A 17,171-nucleotide genomic window follows, 5' to 3' on the forward strand; every position below is an offset into this window, starting at 1 on the left:
TCAGTCTCCGTCCGGCGCGGGGGTGTTGGGCGCGGCGGCCGTCGGGGCCGGTGTCGCGACGGCGGTTGCTGCGGCGGTTGCGGTCGCGGCCACGGGCTCGGCGGTGCCGCCCGCCATCGCCAGGCCGAGCGTCGCCTCGTCCGCGTCCGACTTGGCGTACGAAGCCGTCACCCGGCCCTCGTACATCACCAGGACCCGGTCGGCGAGGCCGCGGATCTCGCTGAGTTCGGCGGAGACGAGGAGGACGGCGTGGCCCGCGTCGCGGTAGGCGACGAGCTCGTCGTGGATGGCCTGGATCGCGCCGATGTCCACGCCGCGGGTGGGCTGTTCCACCAGCAACAGCGGTGCCCCGTGGGCGAGTTCGCGGCCGATCAGAAGCTTCTGGAGATTGCCGCCGGACAGCGCGGAGGCCGGCACGTCGGGCGTGGACGCCTTGATGCCGAAGCGTTCGACGAGGGCGCGCGCGTGGGCGCGTACCGCCGACGGCGGCAGCAGACCGCGCGGTGAGGCGAGCGTGGTGCGGTGGTGGCCCATCGCGAGGTTGTCCGCGACGGTCGCCGCGGGCGCGGTGCCGACCGCGTGGCGGTCCTCCGGTACGTACGCGAGGCCCTTCGCGCGCCGCTCGGTCGCCGAGGCGTGCGTGATGTCCTCGCCCCGCAGCCCGACCCGCCCTGCGGTGACCGGCCGCAGTCCGGCGAGCGCCTCGACGAGTTCGCTCTGTCCGTTGCCCGCGACCCCCGCGATGCCGACGATCTCCCCGGCACGGACCGTGAGTCGGAGCTCTCGAACACCCGCCGTGCTCAGCCCCTCGACGTCCAGCACGACCTCGCCGGGACTGCCCTCCGGGTGGACCCGGTCCAGGTCGACCGCGCGGCCGGTCATCGCGGTCGCGATCTCGGCGGCGGTCGTGTCGGCCGTGCGCAGCCGCGCGACGACCCGCCCGTCCCGCAGGACCGTGACGTTGTCGCTGCCTTCGAGCACCTCACGCAGTTTGTGCGTGACAAGGATCACCGTGCGGCCCTGCGCGGTCAGCGACCGGAGGACCGCGAACAGGGCGTCGGCCTCGGCCGGCGTGAGCACTGCCGTCGGCTCGTCGAGGATGAGGGTACGGGCGCCGCGGTGCAGCAGCTTCAGGATCTCCACCCGCTGCCGCAGTCCGACCGGCAGGTCGCCGACCCGGGCGTCCGGATCGACGGCGAGGCCGTGCTCCTCGGCGAGTTCACGTACCCGGCGCCGCGCCGCCGCCCGGTCCAGCAGTCCGAAGCGGCGCGGCTCGGCCCGGTAGACGACGTTCTCGGCGACCGTCAGCGAGTCGAACAGCTTGAAGCTCTGGTGGACCATGCCGAGCCCGGCGGCCATCGCGGTGCCCGGGCTCCCGAAGGACACCTCGCGCCCTTCGATCCGTATCGAGCCCGCGTCCGGCCGCTCCATCCCGTACAGGACGGACATCAGCGTGGACTTGCCCGCGCCGTTCTCGCCCATCAGGGCGTGGATCTCACCGCGCCGGACGGTCAGGTCGACCGAGTCGTTGGCGAGGGTGCCGGGGAAACGCTTGGTGATACCGCGCAGCTCGACGACAGCGGGCGCCTCAACTGGAGGTGAGTCGACCGCGGGCGCGTCACCGGAGGTGTCGACGCCCGCGGCCGGTCCGTCACTTGGTCGCCGGGTCATCGACCGTCAGCTCTCCGGACACGATCCGGTCGCGCAGCGCCTCGACCTTCTTCAGTACGTCCTCGTGCTCGGCGATCACGCACTTGGAGGACTCCACGCCGTCCTCCAGGCCCGTGAGGCTGATGCCGCCCTCCTTGAGGCCGTACGAGATCGTCTTGCCGCCCTTGCCGGCGAGGACCTGCTCGACGCCCTCCCGCACGGCGACGTCCGTCTTCTTGATCACGTTGTCGACGACCGTGCCGGGCGCGGCCGTGCACTGGTTGACGTCCACGCCGTACGCGTACGCGCCCTTCGCCTTGGCCGCCTCGAAGACGCCGTAGTTGCCGGCCGCTGCCGCCGCCATGATCTGGTCGGCCCCCTTGGCGAGCAGCGAGTTGGCCTGCTCCTTGGCGCGCGCCGAGTCGTCGAACGGCGACTGGCCGCCGACGAACCGGGTGCTCGCGGACGTCTTCGCGGCGACCTCCTTGGCACCGGCCGCGAACGGGTCGCTGTAGCGCCGGAACTGCGGGGTGTCGAGGACGTCGACCGCGCCTACCTTGCCGCTCTTGCTGAGCAGTCCGGCCTCGGCGCCCGCCAGATAGACGCCCTCGTGCTCACGGAAGACGGCGCAGCTGACGTTCTTGAACGTCTTCGTCGTGCACGCGTCGATCACGAGGAACTGCTGCTCGGGGTGCGCCTCGGCCTGCTGCGCGACCACGTCGGCGAACTCGAAGCCCACCAGCACGATGACGTCCGGCGAGGTGTCGACCGCTGCCTGCACGTTCTGCTGCTGCGAGGCGGTGTCGGAGGACTGGTAGACCTTCTGCGTCCCGTCGTGAGCCTTGGCCGCGGCCTTCACTCCGTCGACCGCCAGCTTGAGGAACTCGTTCTGCCCGACCGGGTCCGGCGTCACCAGGGTGAAGCTCTTGCCGCCGCTCTCGGCGGCTGCGGAATCGTCGTTCTTCGCGGCGGCGTTGCAGCCGGTGGCCGCCGTGGCGAGGAGCGCAGTGCCGGCCGCGACGGCGGCGAGACGGGACGAACGGGGTCTACGAGGCATGGGACTGCCCTTCCGGGAAGGTGCGTGCGGCGGCGCGCGCTCAAGCGGGAAACGCTGAGAGATGAAGGCTGCGAGCAGAGGGTGGAGCCAGGGGAGAACAGGGTGGACGCCCGGTGGGGGTCCGGCGTCGCGGCTGTCAGCGCCGACAGCAGTCGCTGGCGCACCGGCCGTAGTCGAGGAAGCGGCGCATCGTCAGCAGCACACGTCCTCCTTCGCGTAGGCCTTCCGGCTGCGGGTGCTGGACTGTAACACCGGTTTCCGGACACCCGCTCGACTGTCTCGAACTGTGGTTCTTCGAGGTCATGTACGGTGTCGCGCATCTTCGGAACATCAGGAGTGCCCCGCTATGCCCCAGGAACTGCGCGCTGTCGACTGGACCGGAAACAGCCTCGCGCTCATCGACCAGACCGTCCTCCCGCACCGCACCGAGACCCGCCGGATCCGCGATGTGGACGACCTGGTGGACGCGATCCAGCGGCTCGTGGTGCGCGGGGCGCCCGCGATCGGTGCCGCGGGTGCGTACGGGGTCGCCCTCGCGATGCTCCAGGGGCGGCGCGAGGGGTGGTCGCGGGAGGAGATACTCGCGGCCGTCGCGCGGATCCGTGCGGCGCGGCCCACCGCGGTGAACCTCATGGTGTGCGTCGACCGGGTGCTGACGCGGTTCGACGACGGGCTCGACGCGGTGCTCGCCGAGGCGGCGGAGGTGCAGCGGGAGGATGTCGCGGCCAACCGGGCCATGGGTGTGTTCGGGGCGGACTGGCTGCTCAAGCGGGTCGACGTGGACCGGCCGCTGCGGGTGCTGACCCACTGCAACACCGGGGCGTTGGCCACGGCGGGGTGGGGCACCGCGCTCGGCGTCATACGTGAACTGCACGCCCGTGGGCGCCTTGAGGTCGTGTACGCCGATGAGACGCGGCCTCTGCTGCAGGGATCGCGGCTGACCGCCTGGGAGTTGGTGCAGGAGGGGATTCCGCACTTCGTCCAGGCGGACGGGGCCGCCGCGGGCACGATTCTGCGGGGCGAGGTGGACGCGGCGATCGTCGGCGCCGACCGGATCGCCGCCAACGGGGACACGGCGAACAAGGTGGGCACCGTGGGGGTCGCACTGGCGTGCGCCGATGCCGGGGTGCCGTTCCTGGTGGCTGCGCCCACGACGACGGTCGATCTCTCCACGGCCACCGGGGCCGACATTCACATCGAACTGCGGGGTGAGAGCGAGGTGTTGGAGTGGGCGGGGGTTCGGACCGCCCCTGCCGAGTCACGTGGGCACAACCCCGCATTCGATGTCACGCCCGGGCGGTTGGTCACGGGGCTCGTGACCGAGCGGGGGGTGTTGGAGGTGTCCGCGGGGGAGTTGCCGGGGGACCGGTTGAAGTAGGCCGGTTTGTTGGGTGCGGGCGAGTCGGGGCCGGCCGCGCAGTTCCCCGCGCCCCTTTCAGGGGCGCTCCGGCGCAGGCAAGAAGGAGGGCCGAGGCGTCTCTGCCTCGGCCCTCCTTCTTTCGTGCAACTCGGCTCAGTCGCCCGTCAGTTCCAGTTCCAGGAGCCACTCCACGATCTCCGTGTGGTGGCGGGCCTGGCGGGGTGTGTCGCCCCAGACGTAGAGGCCGTGGCCCGCCACGACCACCGCGGGCATGCGTGGGTCGCGGGCCGCCTCCAGGCGGTCGCCGAGGACCTCCATGTCCTGGCTGTTGGCGATGACGGGGAGGAGGACCTCGACGTCGTGGGCGGGCTGGCCGATGCCCTTGAGCATCTCCAGGTCCTTGAAGAGGATGCCGCCCGGCACCCGTCGGCCCATCGCCACGGACGCCACCGTGTGGACGTGCACCACGGCACCGGCGCCGGTCAACGCGGCCACGCGGGCGTGCAGTTCGGCCTCGGCGGACGGCTTGCCGCCGTTCACCGCGGCGCCCTTGCCGTCGACCAGCACGACGTCCGAGGGCGTCAGTTCGCCCTTGTCGTGGCCGCTGGCGGTGACCGCGAGCCGCAGGGGATCGCGGGAGACCACCACGGACAGGTTTCCGGAGGTGCCCCGCATCCAGCCGAAGGAGGCGAAGCGGGCGGACTCGGCGGCGAGGACGGCCCCCGCCTCCTCCAGGTCGAATGTGCTGATGTCGGTGGTCACGTGGTGCTCCCGGAAGTGCTGATGGTGATCTCGTCGAACGTCCCCGCCTGCGCGTGGTCGCCGACGCCCTGCTCGTAGTACGGCTCCCCGGGCCGCCGGATCCCGACCGCGTGCCAGCCGGCCGCGCGGGCCGCGTCCAGTTCGCCCGGCCGGTCGGAGAGGAAGAGGAGACGGCCTGCCTCCACACCGGTCGACCCGGCGATACGGCGGTAGGAGTCCGGCTCCTGCTTGGGCCCCGCGTTCTCGGTGTCGTACAGGCCCGAGACGAGCGGCAGCAGGTCCCCGTCCGGGCTGCTCGCGAACCACGCGCGCTGCGCGGCCACGGACCCGGACGAGTACACGTGCAGCCGTACGCCGTCGCCGTGCCAGCGGCGCAGCACCGGAACCACGTCGTCGTAGAAGTGGGAGACCAGGTCGCCGCGGGCGAACCCCTCGGACCAGATGAGGCCCTGAAGTGTCTTCAGCGGGGTGGCCTTCACGTCGGCGTCGAGCCACTCGTGCAGTGCCTTCTCGACGCGTACGGCGTCGGCGTCGGGCTCGCCGAGCAGGTCCCGTACCTGGGAGACCGCCCGCACGACGTCCGGATCGGTGCTCCGCTCCGAGAGTACCGCTCCGAAACGGGAGCGCGAGTACGGGTACAGCACGTCGACGACGAACCCCGTGGCGCTCGTGGTGCCCTCGATGTCGAGCACCACGGCGTCCACGTCGAACCGCAGGCTCACGCCGCGGCCCGGTCCCGCTCGTATCCCGCCGCGATGGTGTCGTAGTCGGGGAAGCGCCCGGCGATGGTGGAACCGGTGAAGGAGCCGATCCAGCCGTCCTCCTCGTGGAAGAACCGGATGGCGGTGAAGCCCGGCGTCGTCCCCATGTCGAACCAGTGCGTCGTCCCGCGCGGCACGCCCAGCAGGTCGCCCTTCTCGCAGAACACGGCGTGCACCTCGCCGTTCACGTGCAGATAGAAGATCCCGGAGCCCGAGACGAAGAACCGGACCTCGTCATCGTCGTCGTGCGTGTGCTCCTGGAGGAACTTCTCCCGCGCGGCCTTCGCCTTCACGGGGTACTCCGGGTCGTCGCTCGGGTGCAGCCCGAGGACGTCGACGGTGGTGAAGCCCTCTTCGGCGTTGAGCCGGTCGATCTCCGGCCCGTACGCGGCGAAGACCGTGTCGCTGTCGGCGTCCGCGGGGACGTCCTCGCGGACGGGCCACTGCTCGTAGCGCACCCCGAGCGGCGCGAGCGCGGCGGCGATCTCGGCGGGGTCGGAGGTGCGACGCACGGTGGTCTCGGGACCGGACTCCGGCCACGTCGTCAGCAGGGTCATGGGAGCAACTCCAGTGAGTGAAAGGGGAGTCCGGATACCGAGACGGGCATCGGGACCGGGTGTCGAGCCGGGCGAAAGGCGGCGCCCCACGGGGCGAGGGAGGCGGGAGAACCTGTGGTCAGCCGCGACACGCCGCGCCGGTACAGCGTCGTGTCGCTGTCGCGCATGGTGTCGTCATCGGAAGCCTCGCTGTCCCGGGTCGTTCGCTGATGGTAACTCCACGCCGGTGATCGGCCGAGTGTGACGAAGTCGTTGTCTCAACCCCTGAGAAACCGCTTCCTCTGCTTTGACGGCTGGCTGGAAACGTTCTCATGATCTGCGTATGAAGACGCTGCTGCTCGTGCGGCGGCTGTACGTGGACTTGCTCCGGTCGACCACAGCCCGCTGTCGCTGACCTGACCCGGAGTGCCCTCCGCGCCTGCGCCCACCGCGAGTTCCACCGGGACCGGTGAGGCGTACCCCCGCGCGGCGATGGCCTGATTCTTGCCCCGGCGCTCCGGGCTCCGCACGCCCTCCTCACCCCTCCCTTTCCTCCCTTCCCGCGCCACCCCTGGAGCCCCTCATGTCCCGTGCCCGTCTGCCCCTGGCCGCGCTCTCCCTGGCCTCCGCCTCCGCGCTCCTCCTCGCGGGCTGCTCGCAGTCCTCGGACGCCTCCAAGGCCGCGGGCGACAAGGCAGCCCCCGCCGCCGCGGCCACCGGCACGAAGCCCGCGCCCTTCAGCAAGGGCAAGGTGAAGGTCGCCCTGGTCCGGCAGAGCGGCGCCGGCGACTACTTCGAGCAGTGGGGCAACGGCGCCAAGGCGCAGGCGAAGGCCCTCGGCATCGACCTGACCGTGTACGACGCCCAGGCGGACAACGCCAAGCAGGCCACCGACCTGTCCGCGGCCATCAACTCCGGGGCGAAGGCGATCATCGTCGACCACGGCTTCCCCGCCACGATCCAGCCGGAGATCGACAAGGCCGTGAAGAAGGGCATCAAGGTCGTCGTCTACGACGTCGAGACGACGAACAAGTCGGTGATCAGCACCAAGCAGGACGACGCCAGCATGGCCCAGGCCGTCCTCGACGTGATGGGCGACCAGCTCGGCAAGGACGCGAAGGTCGGCTACGTCAACGTCGCCGGGTACGCCGCCCTCGACAAGCGCGACAGCGTCTGGAAGAAGACGGCCGACGCCAACGGCTGGAAGCAGGAGTTCAAGGTCGGCAAGGTGACCGACTCCACGGCCACCGACAACGTGCCCCTGGTCAGCGCCGCGCTCACCCAGCACTCCGACGTGGCCGGCGTCTTCGCCCCGTACGACGAACTCGCCAAGGGCACCGTCCTCGCCGTCCAGAACAAGAAGCTCCAGGACAAGGTGAAGGTCTTCGGCGCGGACGTCTCCAACGCCGACATCCAGAACATGACCGCGAAGGGCAGCCCGTGGGTGGCCACGGCGGGCACGGACCCGTCCGCGGTCGGTGCCGCCGTCGTCCGTACGACCGCCCTGGAGCTCGCCGGTCAGCTGAACAAGTCCTCCGTGGAGTTCCCGGCGGTCGCCATCACCCAGGACTTCCTGAAGAGCAAGGGCATCGAGAACATGGACCAGCTGCGGAAGGCCCTGCCGGCGCTCAACCTCTCCAAGGTCAGCACCGCGGACTGGATCGCGAATGTCGCCCACTGAGCCGGCTCCCGCGGTGAGGCCGTCCGAGCCGATTCCCGCGGTGGGTCTGCGGGACGTCAGCATGGCCTTCGGCGGGAAGACGGTGCTCGCCTCCGTCTCCCTGGACATCGCCGCGGGCAGCGTCGTCGCGCTGCTCGGTGCCAACGGCGCAGGCAAGTCCACGCTGATCAAGATCCTGTCCGGGGTGCACACGGACCACGGCGGTGAGGTCCGGGTGAACGGCTCACTCGCCGCGCTCCAGTCGCCCCTCGCCGCCCGCCAGTTGGGCATCCAGACGGTCCACCAGCGCATCGGCGAGGGCATCGTGCCCGGGCTCACGGTCGCCGAGAACCTCGTCTTCGAGGAACTGGCCCAGGCACGAGGCAACCCCTTCCTCAACGGGCGCCGCCTCCTCGCCCGGGCCCGCGAGATCCAGTCGGCGCTCGACCTCAACTGGAGCGACTCCGTGCTCAGGCGCGATGTCACCGAACTCGGCGTCTCCGACCGGCAGTTGCTGATCCTGGCCCGAGCCCTGGCGACCCGCCCCCGGCTGCTGGTCCTCGACGAGCCGACCTCGGCGCTCTCCGCAGCCGAGGCCAAGCGCCTGTTCGCGCTCGTCGAGCGGATGCGGGACGACGGCATCGCGGTGCTGTACGTCTCCCACCGGCTCGGCGAGATCGACGCGCTCGCCGACCGGCTGGTCGTCCTGCGGGACGGCCTTCTCACCGAGGACCAGGCCAGGCCCTTCGACTGGGACAGCGCCCTGCGCGCGATGCTCGCCCAGGCCCAGGAGGCGACGGCCGCACGGCCCCAACGGGCCGGGGACCAGGGCGAGATCGCGCTCTCCCTGCGCGGGGTGCCGCTGTTCGACGGCCATCCCCCGCAGGACCTCGACATCCGGGCGGGCGAAGTCACCGGCGTCGTCGGCCTGTTGGGCGCGGGCAAGACGGAACTCGCCCGCGGCCTCTTCGGCGCCGAGCCGTTCCCGGCGGGCGCCCTCGAACTGGACGGCAGGCCCTACGCGCCGCGCCGCCCCGCCGACGCCATCCGCAGCGGCGTCCACCTGGTGCCCGAGGACCGGCACGCGGACGCCCTCGTCCCCGGCTGGTCGCTGGCCCAGAACATCTCCCTGCCGTTCCTCAGGTCCCTCGCCCCCTTGTCCGCGGCCGGACTGGTGAACCGCTCCAAGGAGGACGCCCTCGGCCGCGCCACCATCGAGCGGCTCGGCGTGGTCGCCCGCGACGAGCACAGCACCGTCGAGGAACTGTCCGGCGGCAACCAGCAGAAGGTCGTCGTCGGCCGCTGGCTCGCCGAACGCCCCCGAGTCCTCATCCTGGACGAGCCGTTCCGGGGCGTGGACATCGGCGCCCGTCGCGACATCGGCCGCCGGGCCCGCGCCCTGGCCGCCGAAGGAGCCGCGGTCCTCGTCCTGTCGGCCGACGTGGACGAGGTCCTGGAGGTCGCCGACCGGGTCCTCGTCCTCACCGCGGGCGAGATCCGCCTCGACGCGTACGGCGACGACGCGGAGCGCGACCGCGTGATCCAGTCCATCTCGGCGTCCGTCTGATGCCGGCCACTCAGCACGCCACACCAGGAAGCACGCCATGACCACCACCCAGAGCACCGAGGTGCCGACCAAGGCGGCGCTCCCACCCGCGACCTCCACCGGCCTGCGCGTCCAGAGCGCCGTCATCAAGTACGGCTTCATCTTCGTCACCGTCACGCTCTTCACGTACTTCGCGCTGAGCGAGCCGTCCTTCCGCGACTCGGCGACACTCCTCGACACCCTCCGGTACGTCTCGGTCGCCGCGATCCTCGGCCTCGGCGTCACCCTCACCATGGCCGTCGGCGGAATGGACATGTCCGTCGGCGCGGTGGCCGGGCTCGGCGTGACGGTCGCCGCCAAGACGATGGTCACGTACAACCAGGTCGGCGTGGTCGCGATCCTCGCCGTCGTCGCGGCGGGCGCACTGGCCGGACTGCTCAACGCGCTGCTGATCGTCGTCCTGAAGATCCCCGACATGCTGGCCACGCTCGGCACCATGTTCGTGATCCAGGGCACCAAACTCATCCTGGTCGACGGCCAGTCCATCACCCCGGGCATGACCCAGTCCGACGGCACCACCGCGCCCGGCAAGTTCACCGATGGCTTCCTGCGCATCGACCGCGGCACGGTCCTCGGCGTCCCCGTCTCGGTGCTGATCTTCGGCGCGCTCACGGTCGTCGCCTGGGTGTTCCTCGCCCGCACCCGCTGGGGCCGTGTCCTCTACGCGATCGGCGCCAACCCCGAGGCCTCCCGGCTGGCCGGCATCCGCGTGGGCGCGTACCGGGCCCTGGCGTACGTGCTGTCCGGCGTCCTCGCGTCGATCGGCGGGCTGATCCTGGCGTCCCGCATCGGCCAGGGCGACGTCTCGGCCGGTACGTCCCAGCTGCTGGAAGCGGTGGCGGTGGCCCTGGTCGGCACCTCCGTCCTCGGCCGTGGCCGCCCGAACGTGTGGGGCACGGCCCTGGGCGCCGTCCTGATCGGCATCATCACCACCGGTCTGACCATCAAGGGCCTGCCCTACTACACACAGGACGTCGTCGAGGGCGCGGTCCTCATCCTCGCCCTGGTCTTCAGCTTCACCCTGTCCAAGCGCCGCACCGCATAAGGGAGTTCACCCATGGGCTACCGCATTCTGGAGACCGAGGACGTGCCCGCGTACCTGCGCGAGCGCGGCCACTGGGACGACACGGACGACATCCGTGTCCGCGAGGTCTCCGACGGCAACATGAACCGCGTGTTCCTCGCCTCGAACGGTGACGGCACCCGCGGCCTCGCCGTCAAGCAGGCCCTGCCCTGGGTCCGCGTCGCGGGCCCCTCCTGGCCGATGAGCCCCGAGCGCGCCGACGCCGAGGCCCGCGCCTACGAGCAGGTCGCCAGGGTCGCCCCGGACAAGATCCCGGCGGTCCACGGCTACGACGCCGACAACTACGCCCTCGTCATGGAGGACATGTCCGACCTCCAGGTGCTGCGCACGGTCCTCAACGAGGGCGGCTCCTACGGCCCGGACACCTCGCGCCGCATCGGTGAGTTCGTCGCCCAACTCACCTTCGCCACCAGTGACTTCGGCATGGAGTCGGCCGAACGCAAGGCCCTGATCGCCGCCTCGGTCAGCCCCGAGCTGTGCAGGATCACCGAGGACGTCGTCCTCTCCGAGCCGTACGTCGAGCACGAGCACAACCACTGGCACCCCGGACTCGACGCCCTGGCCGCCGAGTTCCGCGCCGACACCCGTCTGCGCACCGAGGTCGCCGACCTCCGCCACACCTTCATGACCTCCGCCCAGGCACTGCTCCACGGCGACCTGCACACCGGCAGCATCATGGTCGGCGAACGCGAAGACGCCCCCGTCGTACGGGTCTTCGACCCCGAGTTCTCCTTCGTCGGCCCGATCGGCTACGACCTCGGCCTGTACTGGGCGAACGTCCTCGTCGCCCAGGCACGGGCGCGGGCTCTCGGCACGGTCACCGACCACGCGGCCCAACTCCGGCTCACCTGGGAGGGGTTCGAGACGGAGTTCCGCCGCCTCTGGCCGGCCCGCGTCGACACCTTCTTCGACGACGCGTATCTCGACCGCTTCCTGGCCCGGGTCCGGAGCGACTCGGCGGGCTTCGCCGGCACCGAGATCGTCCGCCGCGTCATCGGCTTCGCCCACCTCACCGACCTGACGACCCTGCCCGACCCGGTGCCGGCCTCACGCAGTGCACTGCTGCTCGGGCGCGAACTCATCGTGCGGAGGGCCGAGTTGACCCGTACGGAGGACATCGAGGAACTGGCCCGCTGACCGGCCGGGCCGAGACGGACAGGCCGAGACGGACAGGCCGAAGGGCGGCTCCCCCCGTGGGAGCCGCCCTTCGGACGTGGTGCGGCAGTGCGGCTACTTCTCGTCGAGCAGGTCCTGCACCTTGCCCCGTACCTCGTCCGTCGCGAGACCGCGGATCGTCAGCGTCGTACGGCGGCGCAGTACGTCGTCCGCCGTCTCGGCCCACTCGTTGTCACGCGCGTACACGACCTGCGCCCAGATCTCGGGGGCGTCCGGGTGGACGCGCTCGGCCAGCTCCGGGTTGTCGTTGGCCAGCCGCGCGATGTCGAAGGCCAGCGAGCCGTAGTGCGTGGAGAGGTGCCTGGCGGTGTCGGCGCCCATCCGCGGGCCGGGTGCCGGACCGTCGACCAGGAGCCGGTGCGCGACCGCGCGCGGGTTGGCGACACCTGGCAGCGGCAGCTTCTTCGGCAGCTCGGAGATCGGCTCGAAGTCCTCGCCGAGCGGACGGCCCGGCAGCGACTCCAGCTTCTTCATCACCGTACGGCCGATGTGCCGGAAGGTCGTCCACTTGCCGCCCGCGACGGACAGCATGCCGCCCCGGCCCTCGGTGACGACCGTCTCCCGCTTGGCCTTCGACGTGCTGCCGGGACCGCCCGGCAGCACCCGCAGACCCGCGAAGGAGTACGTGATCAGGTCACGGGACAACTGCTGGTCGCGGATGGAGAACGCGGCCTCGTCCAGGATCTGGGATATGTCCTTCTCGGTGACCGCGACGTCCGCCGGGTCCCCCTCGTACTCCTCGTCGGTCGTGCCGAGCAGCAGCATGTCCTCCCAGGGGAGGGCGAAGGTGATGCGGTACTTGTCGATCGGGGTCGCCAGCGCGGCCTTCCAGGGGGAGGTGCGCTTGAGGACCAGGTGCGCGCCCTTCGACAGGCGGATGGACGGCGCCGCGTGCTCGTCCTCCATCTTCCGCAGGTGGTCGACCCACGGCCCGGTCGCGTTCAGCACCAGGCGGGCCGACACGCCGAACTCGTCACCGGAGAGCGTGTCCTTCAGCTCCGCGCCGGTCACCCGGCCCCGGGTGAAGCGCAGGCCGGTGACCGCGGCGTGGTTGAGCACGGTGGCACCGGACTCGACGGCCCCGCGGACCGTCATCAGCGCCATCCGGGAGTCGTTCATCTGGTCGTCGCCGTACACGGCCACGGCCTTGAGGTTGTCCGTACGCAGCTCGGGCACGTCCTGAGCGGCCTTCGACGGCGAGAGCAGATGCCCCACGCCGTCACCGAAGGCCGACAGCGCCGAGTACGCGAAGACACCCGCGCCCAGCTTCGCCGCGCCGTGCGGCCCGCCCTTGTACACGGGGAGGTAGAACGTGAGCGGATTCGCCAGGTGGGGGGCCACCTGACGGGAGACCGCACGGCGCTCGAAGTGGTTCTCCGCCACCAGCTTCACCGCGCCGGTCTGCAGATAGCGCAGACCGCCGTGGAGCAGCTTGGAGGAGGCGGAGGAGGTCGCGCCGGCGAAGTCGCCGGCGTCGACCAGGGCCACCCGCAGGCCCGACTGTGCGGCATGCCAGGCGGTGGAGATGCCCAGAATCCCGCCACCGATCACCAGGAGGTCATATGTCGCCTTGGACAGCTGCTCCCGGGTCTCGGCACGGCTCACTGCCTTGAAACCGTAGGCGGCGGAGCCGTTGGCCGGGCGCGTCCCAAGAGCCGGGACACTCTGCAGGGTGGTCATTGCGAATTACTCCTCGTCAGCGTCGTCTTCGAGCCAGCCCATGGTCCGCTCGACGGCCTTGAGCCAGCTCTTGTACTCACGGTCGCGGGTCTCCGCGGCCATGTTCGGGGTCCACTCGGCGGCCCTGCGCCAGTTGGCGCGCAGGTCCTCGGTGTTGTTCCAGAAGCCGACGGCGAGACCGGCGGCGTAGGCGGCGCCGAGGCAGGTGGTCTCGGCGACCATCGGGCGCACCACGGGGGCGTCCAGGACGTCGGCCAGGGTCTGCATCAGCAGGTTGTTGGAGGTCATGCCGCCGTCGACCTTGAGGGCCGTGAGCTCGACGCCGGAGTCCTTCGTCATGGCGTCGCTGATCTCACGGGTCTGCCAGGCCGTGGCCTCCAGGACGGCGCGCGCGATGTGCGCCTTGGTGACGTACCGGGTCAGACCGGCGATCACACCGCGGGCGTCGGGACGCCAGTACGGGGCGAACAGACCGGAGAAGGCCGGCACGAAGTACGCGCCGCCGTTGTCCTCGACCGACAGCGCGAGCGTCTCGATCTCGGCGGCGGACTTGATCAGGCCCATCTGGTCGCGCATCCACTGGACGAGCGAGCCGGTGACGGCGATCGAACCCTCAAGGGCGTAGACCGGCTTCTGCTCGCCGATCTGGTAGCCGACGGTGGTCAGCAGCCCGCTGTAGGAGTTGATGAGCTTGTCACCGGTGTTCATCAGCATGAACGTGCCGGTGCCGTACGTGGACTTGGCCTCGCCCTCGGAGAAACAGGTCTGGCCGAAGAGGGCCGCCTGCTGGTCGCCGAGCGCGGAGGCGACCGGGATGCCGCCGAGCAGGTCGCCCAGCTTGCCGCCGGTGATCTCGCCGTAGACCTCGGCGGAGGAGCGGATCTCGGGCAGCATCGCCAGCGGAACGCCGATGGACTCGGCGATCTTCGGGTCCCACTGCATGGTGTGCAGGTTCATCAGCATGGTGCGGGAGGCGTTGGTGACGTCGGTGACGTGCCGGCCGCCGTTCACACCGCCCGTCAGGTTCCAGATGACCCAGCTGTCCATGGTGCCGAAGAGGATGTCGCCGGCCTCGGCACGCTCGCGCAGGCCCTCGACGTTGTCGAGCAGCCAGCGGGCCTTCGGACCGGCGAAGTACGACGCGAGCGGCAGGCCCGTCTCGCGGCGGAAGCGGTCCTGGCCGACGTTGCGGCCGAGCTCCTTGCAGAGCGCGTCGGTGCGGGTGTCCTGCCAGACGAGCGCGTTGTGGACGGGCTCACCGGTGTTCTTGTCCCACAGCAGCGTCGTCTCGCGCTGGTTGGTGATGCCGATGGCCTTGATGTCGTCGCGGGTGATGCCGGCCTTCGCGATGGCCGAGGCGACGACCTCCTCGACGTTGGTCCAGATCTCGGTGGCGTTGTGCTCGACCCAGCCCGGCTTCGGGAAGATCTGCTCGTGCTCCTTCTGGTCGACGGAGACGATGCGCCCGTCGCGGTCGAAGACGATGCAGCGGCTGGAGGTGGTGCCCTGGTCGATGGCTGCGATGAACGGCCCTGCGCCGTGGGAATGCGTGGCGGCGGTGTGCGCGTCGGTCACGGTGTGCTCCTGAAAGTCCGTGGATAAGGGGCTGGCTTACGGCGTATTGCTCTCGGCTCCGAGCCGACGTCCGTCCCGTACCGGACGGACATCGACCCCGAGCGGACGTACGGCTCTAAGCAAAAGCGACGTTGTAGAGGCCTGCGGCGATCGCTCCGCCGATCAGCGGACCGACGACCGGGATCCAGGCATAGCTCCAGTCGGACCCGCCCTTGTTGGGCAGGGGCAGGAGGGCGTGCACGATACGCGGACCGAGGTCACGGGCCGGGTTGATGGCGTACCCCGTCGGACCACCGAGGGAGAGGCCGATGCTGACGACCACGAGGGCGGTGATCAGCGCGCCCAGGGTGCCGAGACCCTTGCCGCTGTCGTTGAGCCCTTGCGTGAGGATCGCGAGCACCAGCACGACCGTGCCGATGATCTCCGTGGCGAGGTTCTGCCACGCGACCCGGACCTCCGGGCCGGTGGAGAAGATGCCGAGCACCGGGCCGGCCTTGGCCTCCCGGGCCTCCACGGACTTGGTGTCCTGCGCACCGGGACCGCCCACGATCTCGCGGTCGGTGAGGTGCGCGTGGAACTGTCCGTAGTAGGCGACCCACACCAGCGCCGCGCCGATCATGGCGCCGAGGAGCTGGCCCGACCAGTAGGTCAGGACGTTGCTCCAGGCGTCGTCCTTGATGGCGATCGCGAGAGTCACTGCCGGGTTCAGATGGGCACCGGAGAGAGGCGCCGAGGTGTACACGGCGGTCAGTACCGCGAAACCCCACCCGAAGGTGATGGCGAGCCACCCGGCGTTGCGTGCCTTGGAGGCCTTCAGCGTGACGGCGGCACAGACACCGCCGCCGAGCAGGATGAGTATGGCGGTACCGATGGTCTCGCCGATGAAGATGTCGGAGCTGGACACCCGCGACTCCTTTGTCCTTCGTCCAGGGGAAGCCGAACCCCGGGTCCCTCCGGTGGTTCGCGACCTCAGGTGAGGTCGTTGCGGCCCTTGGCGTTGTCACACTCTAACGCGTATTGCCGGTAGGTGTTCGACAATGCCGACCGATGGACGCGAGTCTCGCTCTCCCGTTACCACCCCGTCAAGGCTTCCGTTGTCGAAAACGCGATCGTTATTCATTGCCGCGAAACATCGATCTTGGGAAGGCCGCGCACCGCGTGCGAGCTGGCACGTTCCGTGGTCGCGAGGGCATGAAAAAGGGCCGGTACGTCGTCGACGTACCGGCCTTGTTTCCGTGCGAGGTCCCCGCGAACCTCAGCCCGCGTCCCCGTGAACCTCAGAACCGCCCGGCGCCCAGGTCGCGGGAGACCGCGCGGGCGCAGTCGCGGACCGCCGCGATCAGCTCGGGGCGCAGCTCGCCGTCCTTGCAGACGCGCTCCACCGCCCCCGTGACACCCACCGCGCCGACCGGCATCCGCCGCTGGTTGTGGATCGGCGCGGCCACCGAGGCCACGCCCGTCCAGGTCTCCTCGACATCGGCCGCGTACCCCCGCGCGCGCGTCAGGTCGAGGACGGTCTCGAACGCGTCCGCCGCGCTTATCGTGCGGACCGTGAACTCCTTGCGCTCGGCCTCCAGGACCTCACTGTGTGCCACCGGGTCGTAGGCCGACAGGACCTTGCCAAGCGCCGTGGAGTGCAGCGGCTGCATGGCGCCGACCTCCAGCACCTGCCGGCTGTCGTCGGGCCGGAAGACGTGGTGCACGATCAGTACGCCCTGCTGGTGAAGGACGCCCAGGTAGACGCTCTCGCCGCTCGACCGGGCCAGGTCGTCGGTCCACACCAGGGCGCGCGCCCGCAGCTCGTGGACGTCGAGATACGTGGTGCCCAGGCGCAGCAGTTCGGCGCCCAGCTGGTAGCGCCCGGACGCCGCGTCCTGCTCGACGAAGCCCTCCTGCTGCAGCGTGCGCAGAATGCCGTGGGCCGTACCCTTGGCCAGGCCGAGCGACGAGGCGATGTCCGACAGACCGAGCCGTCGCTCGCCGCCCGCGAGCAGCCGCAGCATCGCGGCCGCCCGTTCGAGCGACTGGATGTTCCGTGCCATCGCCGTCCTGCCCTCCGTCCCCTTGGACCGTCGGTCGGCGCTTCGCTGCCACCGTTCGGCAATGTCGAACACTACCGGTCGTCGTCGACGTCCCGCTAATGGGTGTGCGGGATGAGTTGCAGTGATGTGTTGCGGCCGCAACACCCCCGGTGCCGCCGGGCCGCATCCCCACCACAGATCACGCGATCCCCACCGCAGGTCGCGTGAGTGTCGCCCGTCCGC

Annotated in this window: 14 protein-coding genes; 5 read left to right on the plus strand and 9 right to left on the minus strand. The window is 70.6% G+C overall.

Annotated features, from left to right (window positions below; genetic code table 11):
* Nucleotides 1-1,671 carry an ABC transporter ATP-binding protein gene (locus AOK17_RS17065; protein ID WP_079053072.1) on the minus strand — a complete coding sequence of 557 codons (1,671 nt, stop codon included), beginning with the start codon at nt 1,669-1,671 and terminating at the stop codon, nt 1-3.
* Nucleotides 1,652-2,707: a BMP family ABC transporter substrate-binding protein gene (locus AOK17_RS17070; RefSeq protein WP_055613335.1), complete on the minus strand. Its 1,056-nt coding sequence runs from the start codon at nt 2,705-2,707 to the stop codon at nt 1,652-1,654. Before AOK17_RS17070 ends, AOK17_RS17065 begins: the two co-directional genes overlap by 20 nt.
* 346 nt (nt 2,708-3,053) lie before the next feature.
* On the opposite strand from AOK17_RS17070, the gene mtnA reads away from it, so the two are divergent.
* Complete coding sequence (gene mtnA, locus AOK17_RS17075; RefSeq protein ID WP_055613336.1) at nt 3,054-4,085, plus strand: S-methyl-5-thioribose-1-phosphate isomerase; 1,032 nt, start codon at nt 3,054-3,056, stop codon at nt 4,083-4,085.
* Between the two features lie 135 nt (nt 4,086-4,220).
* On the opposite strand, the gene mtnB is transcribed toward mtnA, so the two are convergent.
* The 3 genes from mtnB to AOK17_RS17090 are packed head-to-tail and all read right to left on the minus strand — an operon-like array spanning nt 4,221 to nt 6,147.
* On the minus strand, nt 4,221-4,829 hold the full coding sequence (gene mtnB / locus AOK17_RS17080; protein ID WP_055613337.1) for a methylthioribulose 1-phosphate dehydratase: 609 nt from the start codon (nt 4,827-4,829) through the stop codon (nt 4,221-4,223).
* Nucleotides 4,826-5,551: an acireductone synthase gene (mtnC, locus tag AOK17_RS17085; RefSeq protein ID WP_055613338.1), complete on the minus strand. Its 726-nt coding sequence runs from the start codon at nt 5,549-5,551 to the stop codon at nt 4,826-4,828. Before mtnC ends, mtnB begins: the two co-directional genes overlap by 4 nt.
* Nucleotides 5,548-6,147: a 1,2-dihydroxy-3-keto-5-methylthiopentene dioxygenase gene (locus AOK17_RS17090; protein WP_055613339.1), complete on the minus strand. Its 600-nt coding sequence runs from the start codon at nt 6,145-6,147 to the stop codon at nt 5,548-5,550. The genes mtnC and AOK17_RS17090 overlap by 4 nt, the downstream gene beginning before the upstream one ends.
* Before the next feature lie 562 nt (nt 6,148-6,709).
* Here AOK17_RS17090 and AOK17_RS17095 point away from each other — a divergent pair.
* The 4 genes from AOK17_RS17095 to mtnK are packed head-to-tail and all read left to right on the plus strand — an operon-like array spanning nt 6,710 to nt 11,613.
* A complete protein-coding gene (locus AOK17_RS17095) occupies nt 6,710-7,807 on the plus strand; it encodes a substrate-binding domain-containing protein (RefSeq protein WP_055613340.1) in 1,098 nt (365 codons plus the stop codon).
* On the plus strand, nt 7,794-9,353 hold the full coding sequence (locus tag AOK17_RS17100; RefSeq protein WP_055613341.1) for a sugar ABC transporter ATP-binding protein: 1,560 nt from the start codon (nt 7,794-7,796) through the stop codon (nt 9,351-9,353). Before AOK17_RS17095 ends, AOK17_RS17100 begins: the two co-directional genes overlap by 14 nt.
* Before the next feature lie 37 nt (nt 9,354-9,390).
* Entirely contained in the window at nt 9,391-10,437 is a 1,047-nt protein-coding gene (locus AOK17_RS17105; RefSeq protein ID WP_055613342.1) for an ABC transporter permease, read from the plus strand.
* Between the two features lie 12 nt (nt 10,438-10,449).
* Complete coding sequence (gene mtnK / locus AOK17_RS17110) at nt 10,450-11,613, plus strand: S-methyl-5-thioribose kinase (RefSeq protein ID WP_055613343.1); 1,164 nt, start codon at nt 10,450-10,452, stop codon at nt 11,611-11,613.
* Nucleotides 11,614-11,706: 93 nt separating this feature from the next.
* Here the strand turns inward: mtnK and AOK17_RS17115 are convergent, their stop codons facing one another.
* From AOK17_RS17115 to AOK17_RS17130, 4 genes are all read right to left on the minus strand, one after another.
* Nucleotides 11,707-13,332 (minus strand): glycerol-3-phosphate dehydrogenase/oxidase, encoded by a 1,626-nt coding sequence (locus tag AOK17_RS17115; protein ID WP_055613344.1) that lies wholly within the window; start codon nt 13,330-13,332, stop codon nt 11,707-11,709.
* Nucleotides 13,333-13,338: 6 nt separating this feature from the next.
* On the minus strand, nt 13,339-14,907 hold the full coding sequence (gene glpK / locus AOK17_RS17120; protein WP_055613345.1) for a glycerol kinase GlpK: 1,569 nt from the start codon (nt 14,905-14,907) through the stop codon (nt 13,339-13,341).
* A gap of 115 nt (nt 14,908-15,022) precedes the next feature.
* The gene (locus AOK17_RS17125) at nt 15,023-15,811 is read right to left on the minus strand and encodes an MIP/aquaporin family protein (protein WP_055613346.1); all 789 of its coding nucleotides are present in this window, start codon (nt 15,809-15,811) and stop codon (nt 15,023-15,025) included.
* A gap of 373 nt (nt 15,812-16,184) precedes the next feature.
* Nucleotides 16,185-16,949, minus strand: coding sequence for an IclR family transcriptional regulator (locus AOK17_RS17130; RefSeq protein ID WP_055613347.1), 765 nt, complete (start codon nt 16,947-16,949; stop codon nt 16,185-16,187).
* Between the last annotated feature and the right edge of the window lie 222 nt (nt 16,950-17,171).

The sequence above is a fragment of the Streptomyces phaeochromogenes genome (assembly GCF_001418655.1).
In the GTDB taxonomy this organism is placed as follows: Bacteria; Actinomycetota; Actinomycetes; order Streptomycetales; family Streptomycetaceae; genus Streptomyces; species Streptomyces phaeochromogenes.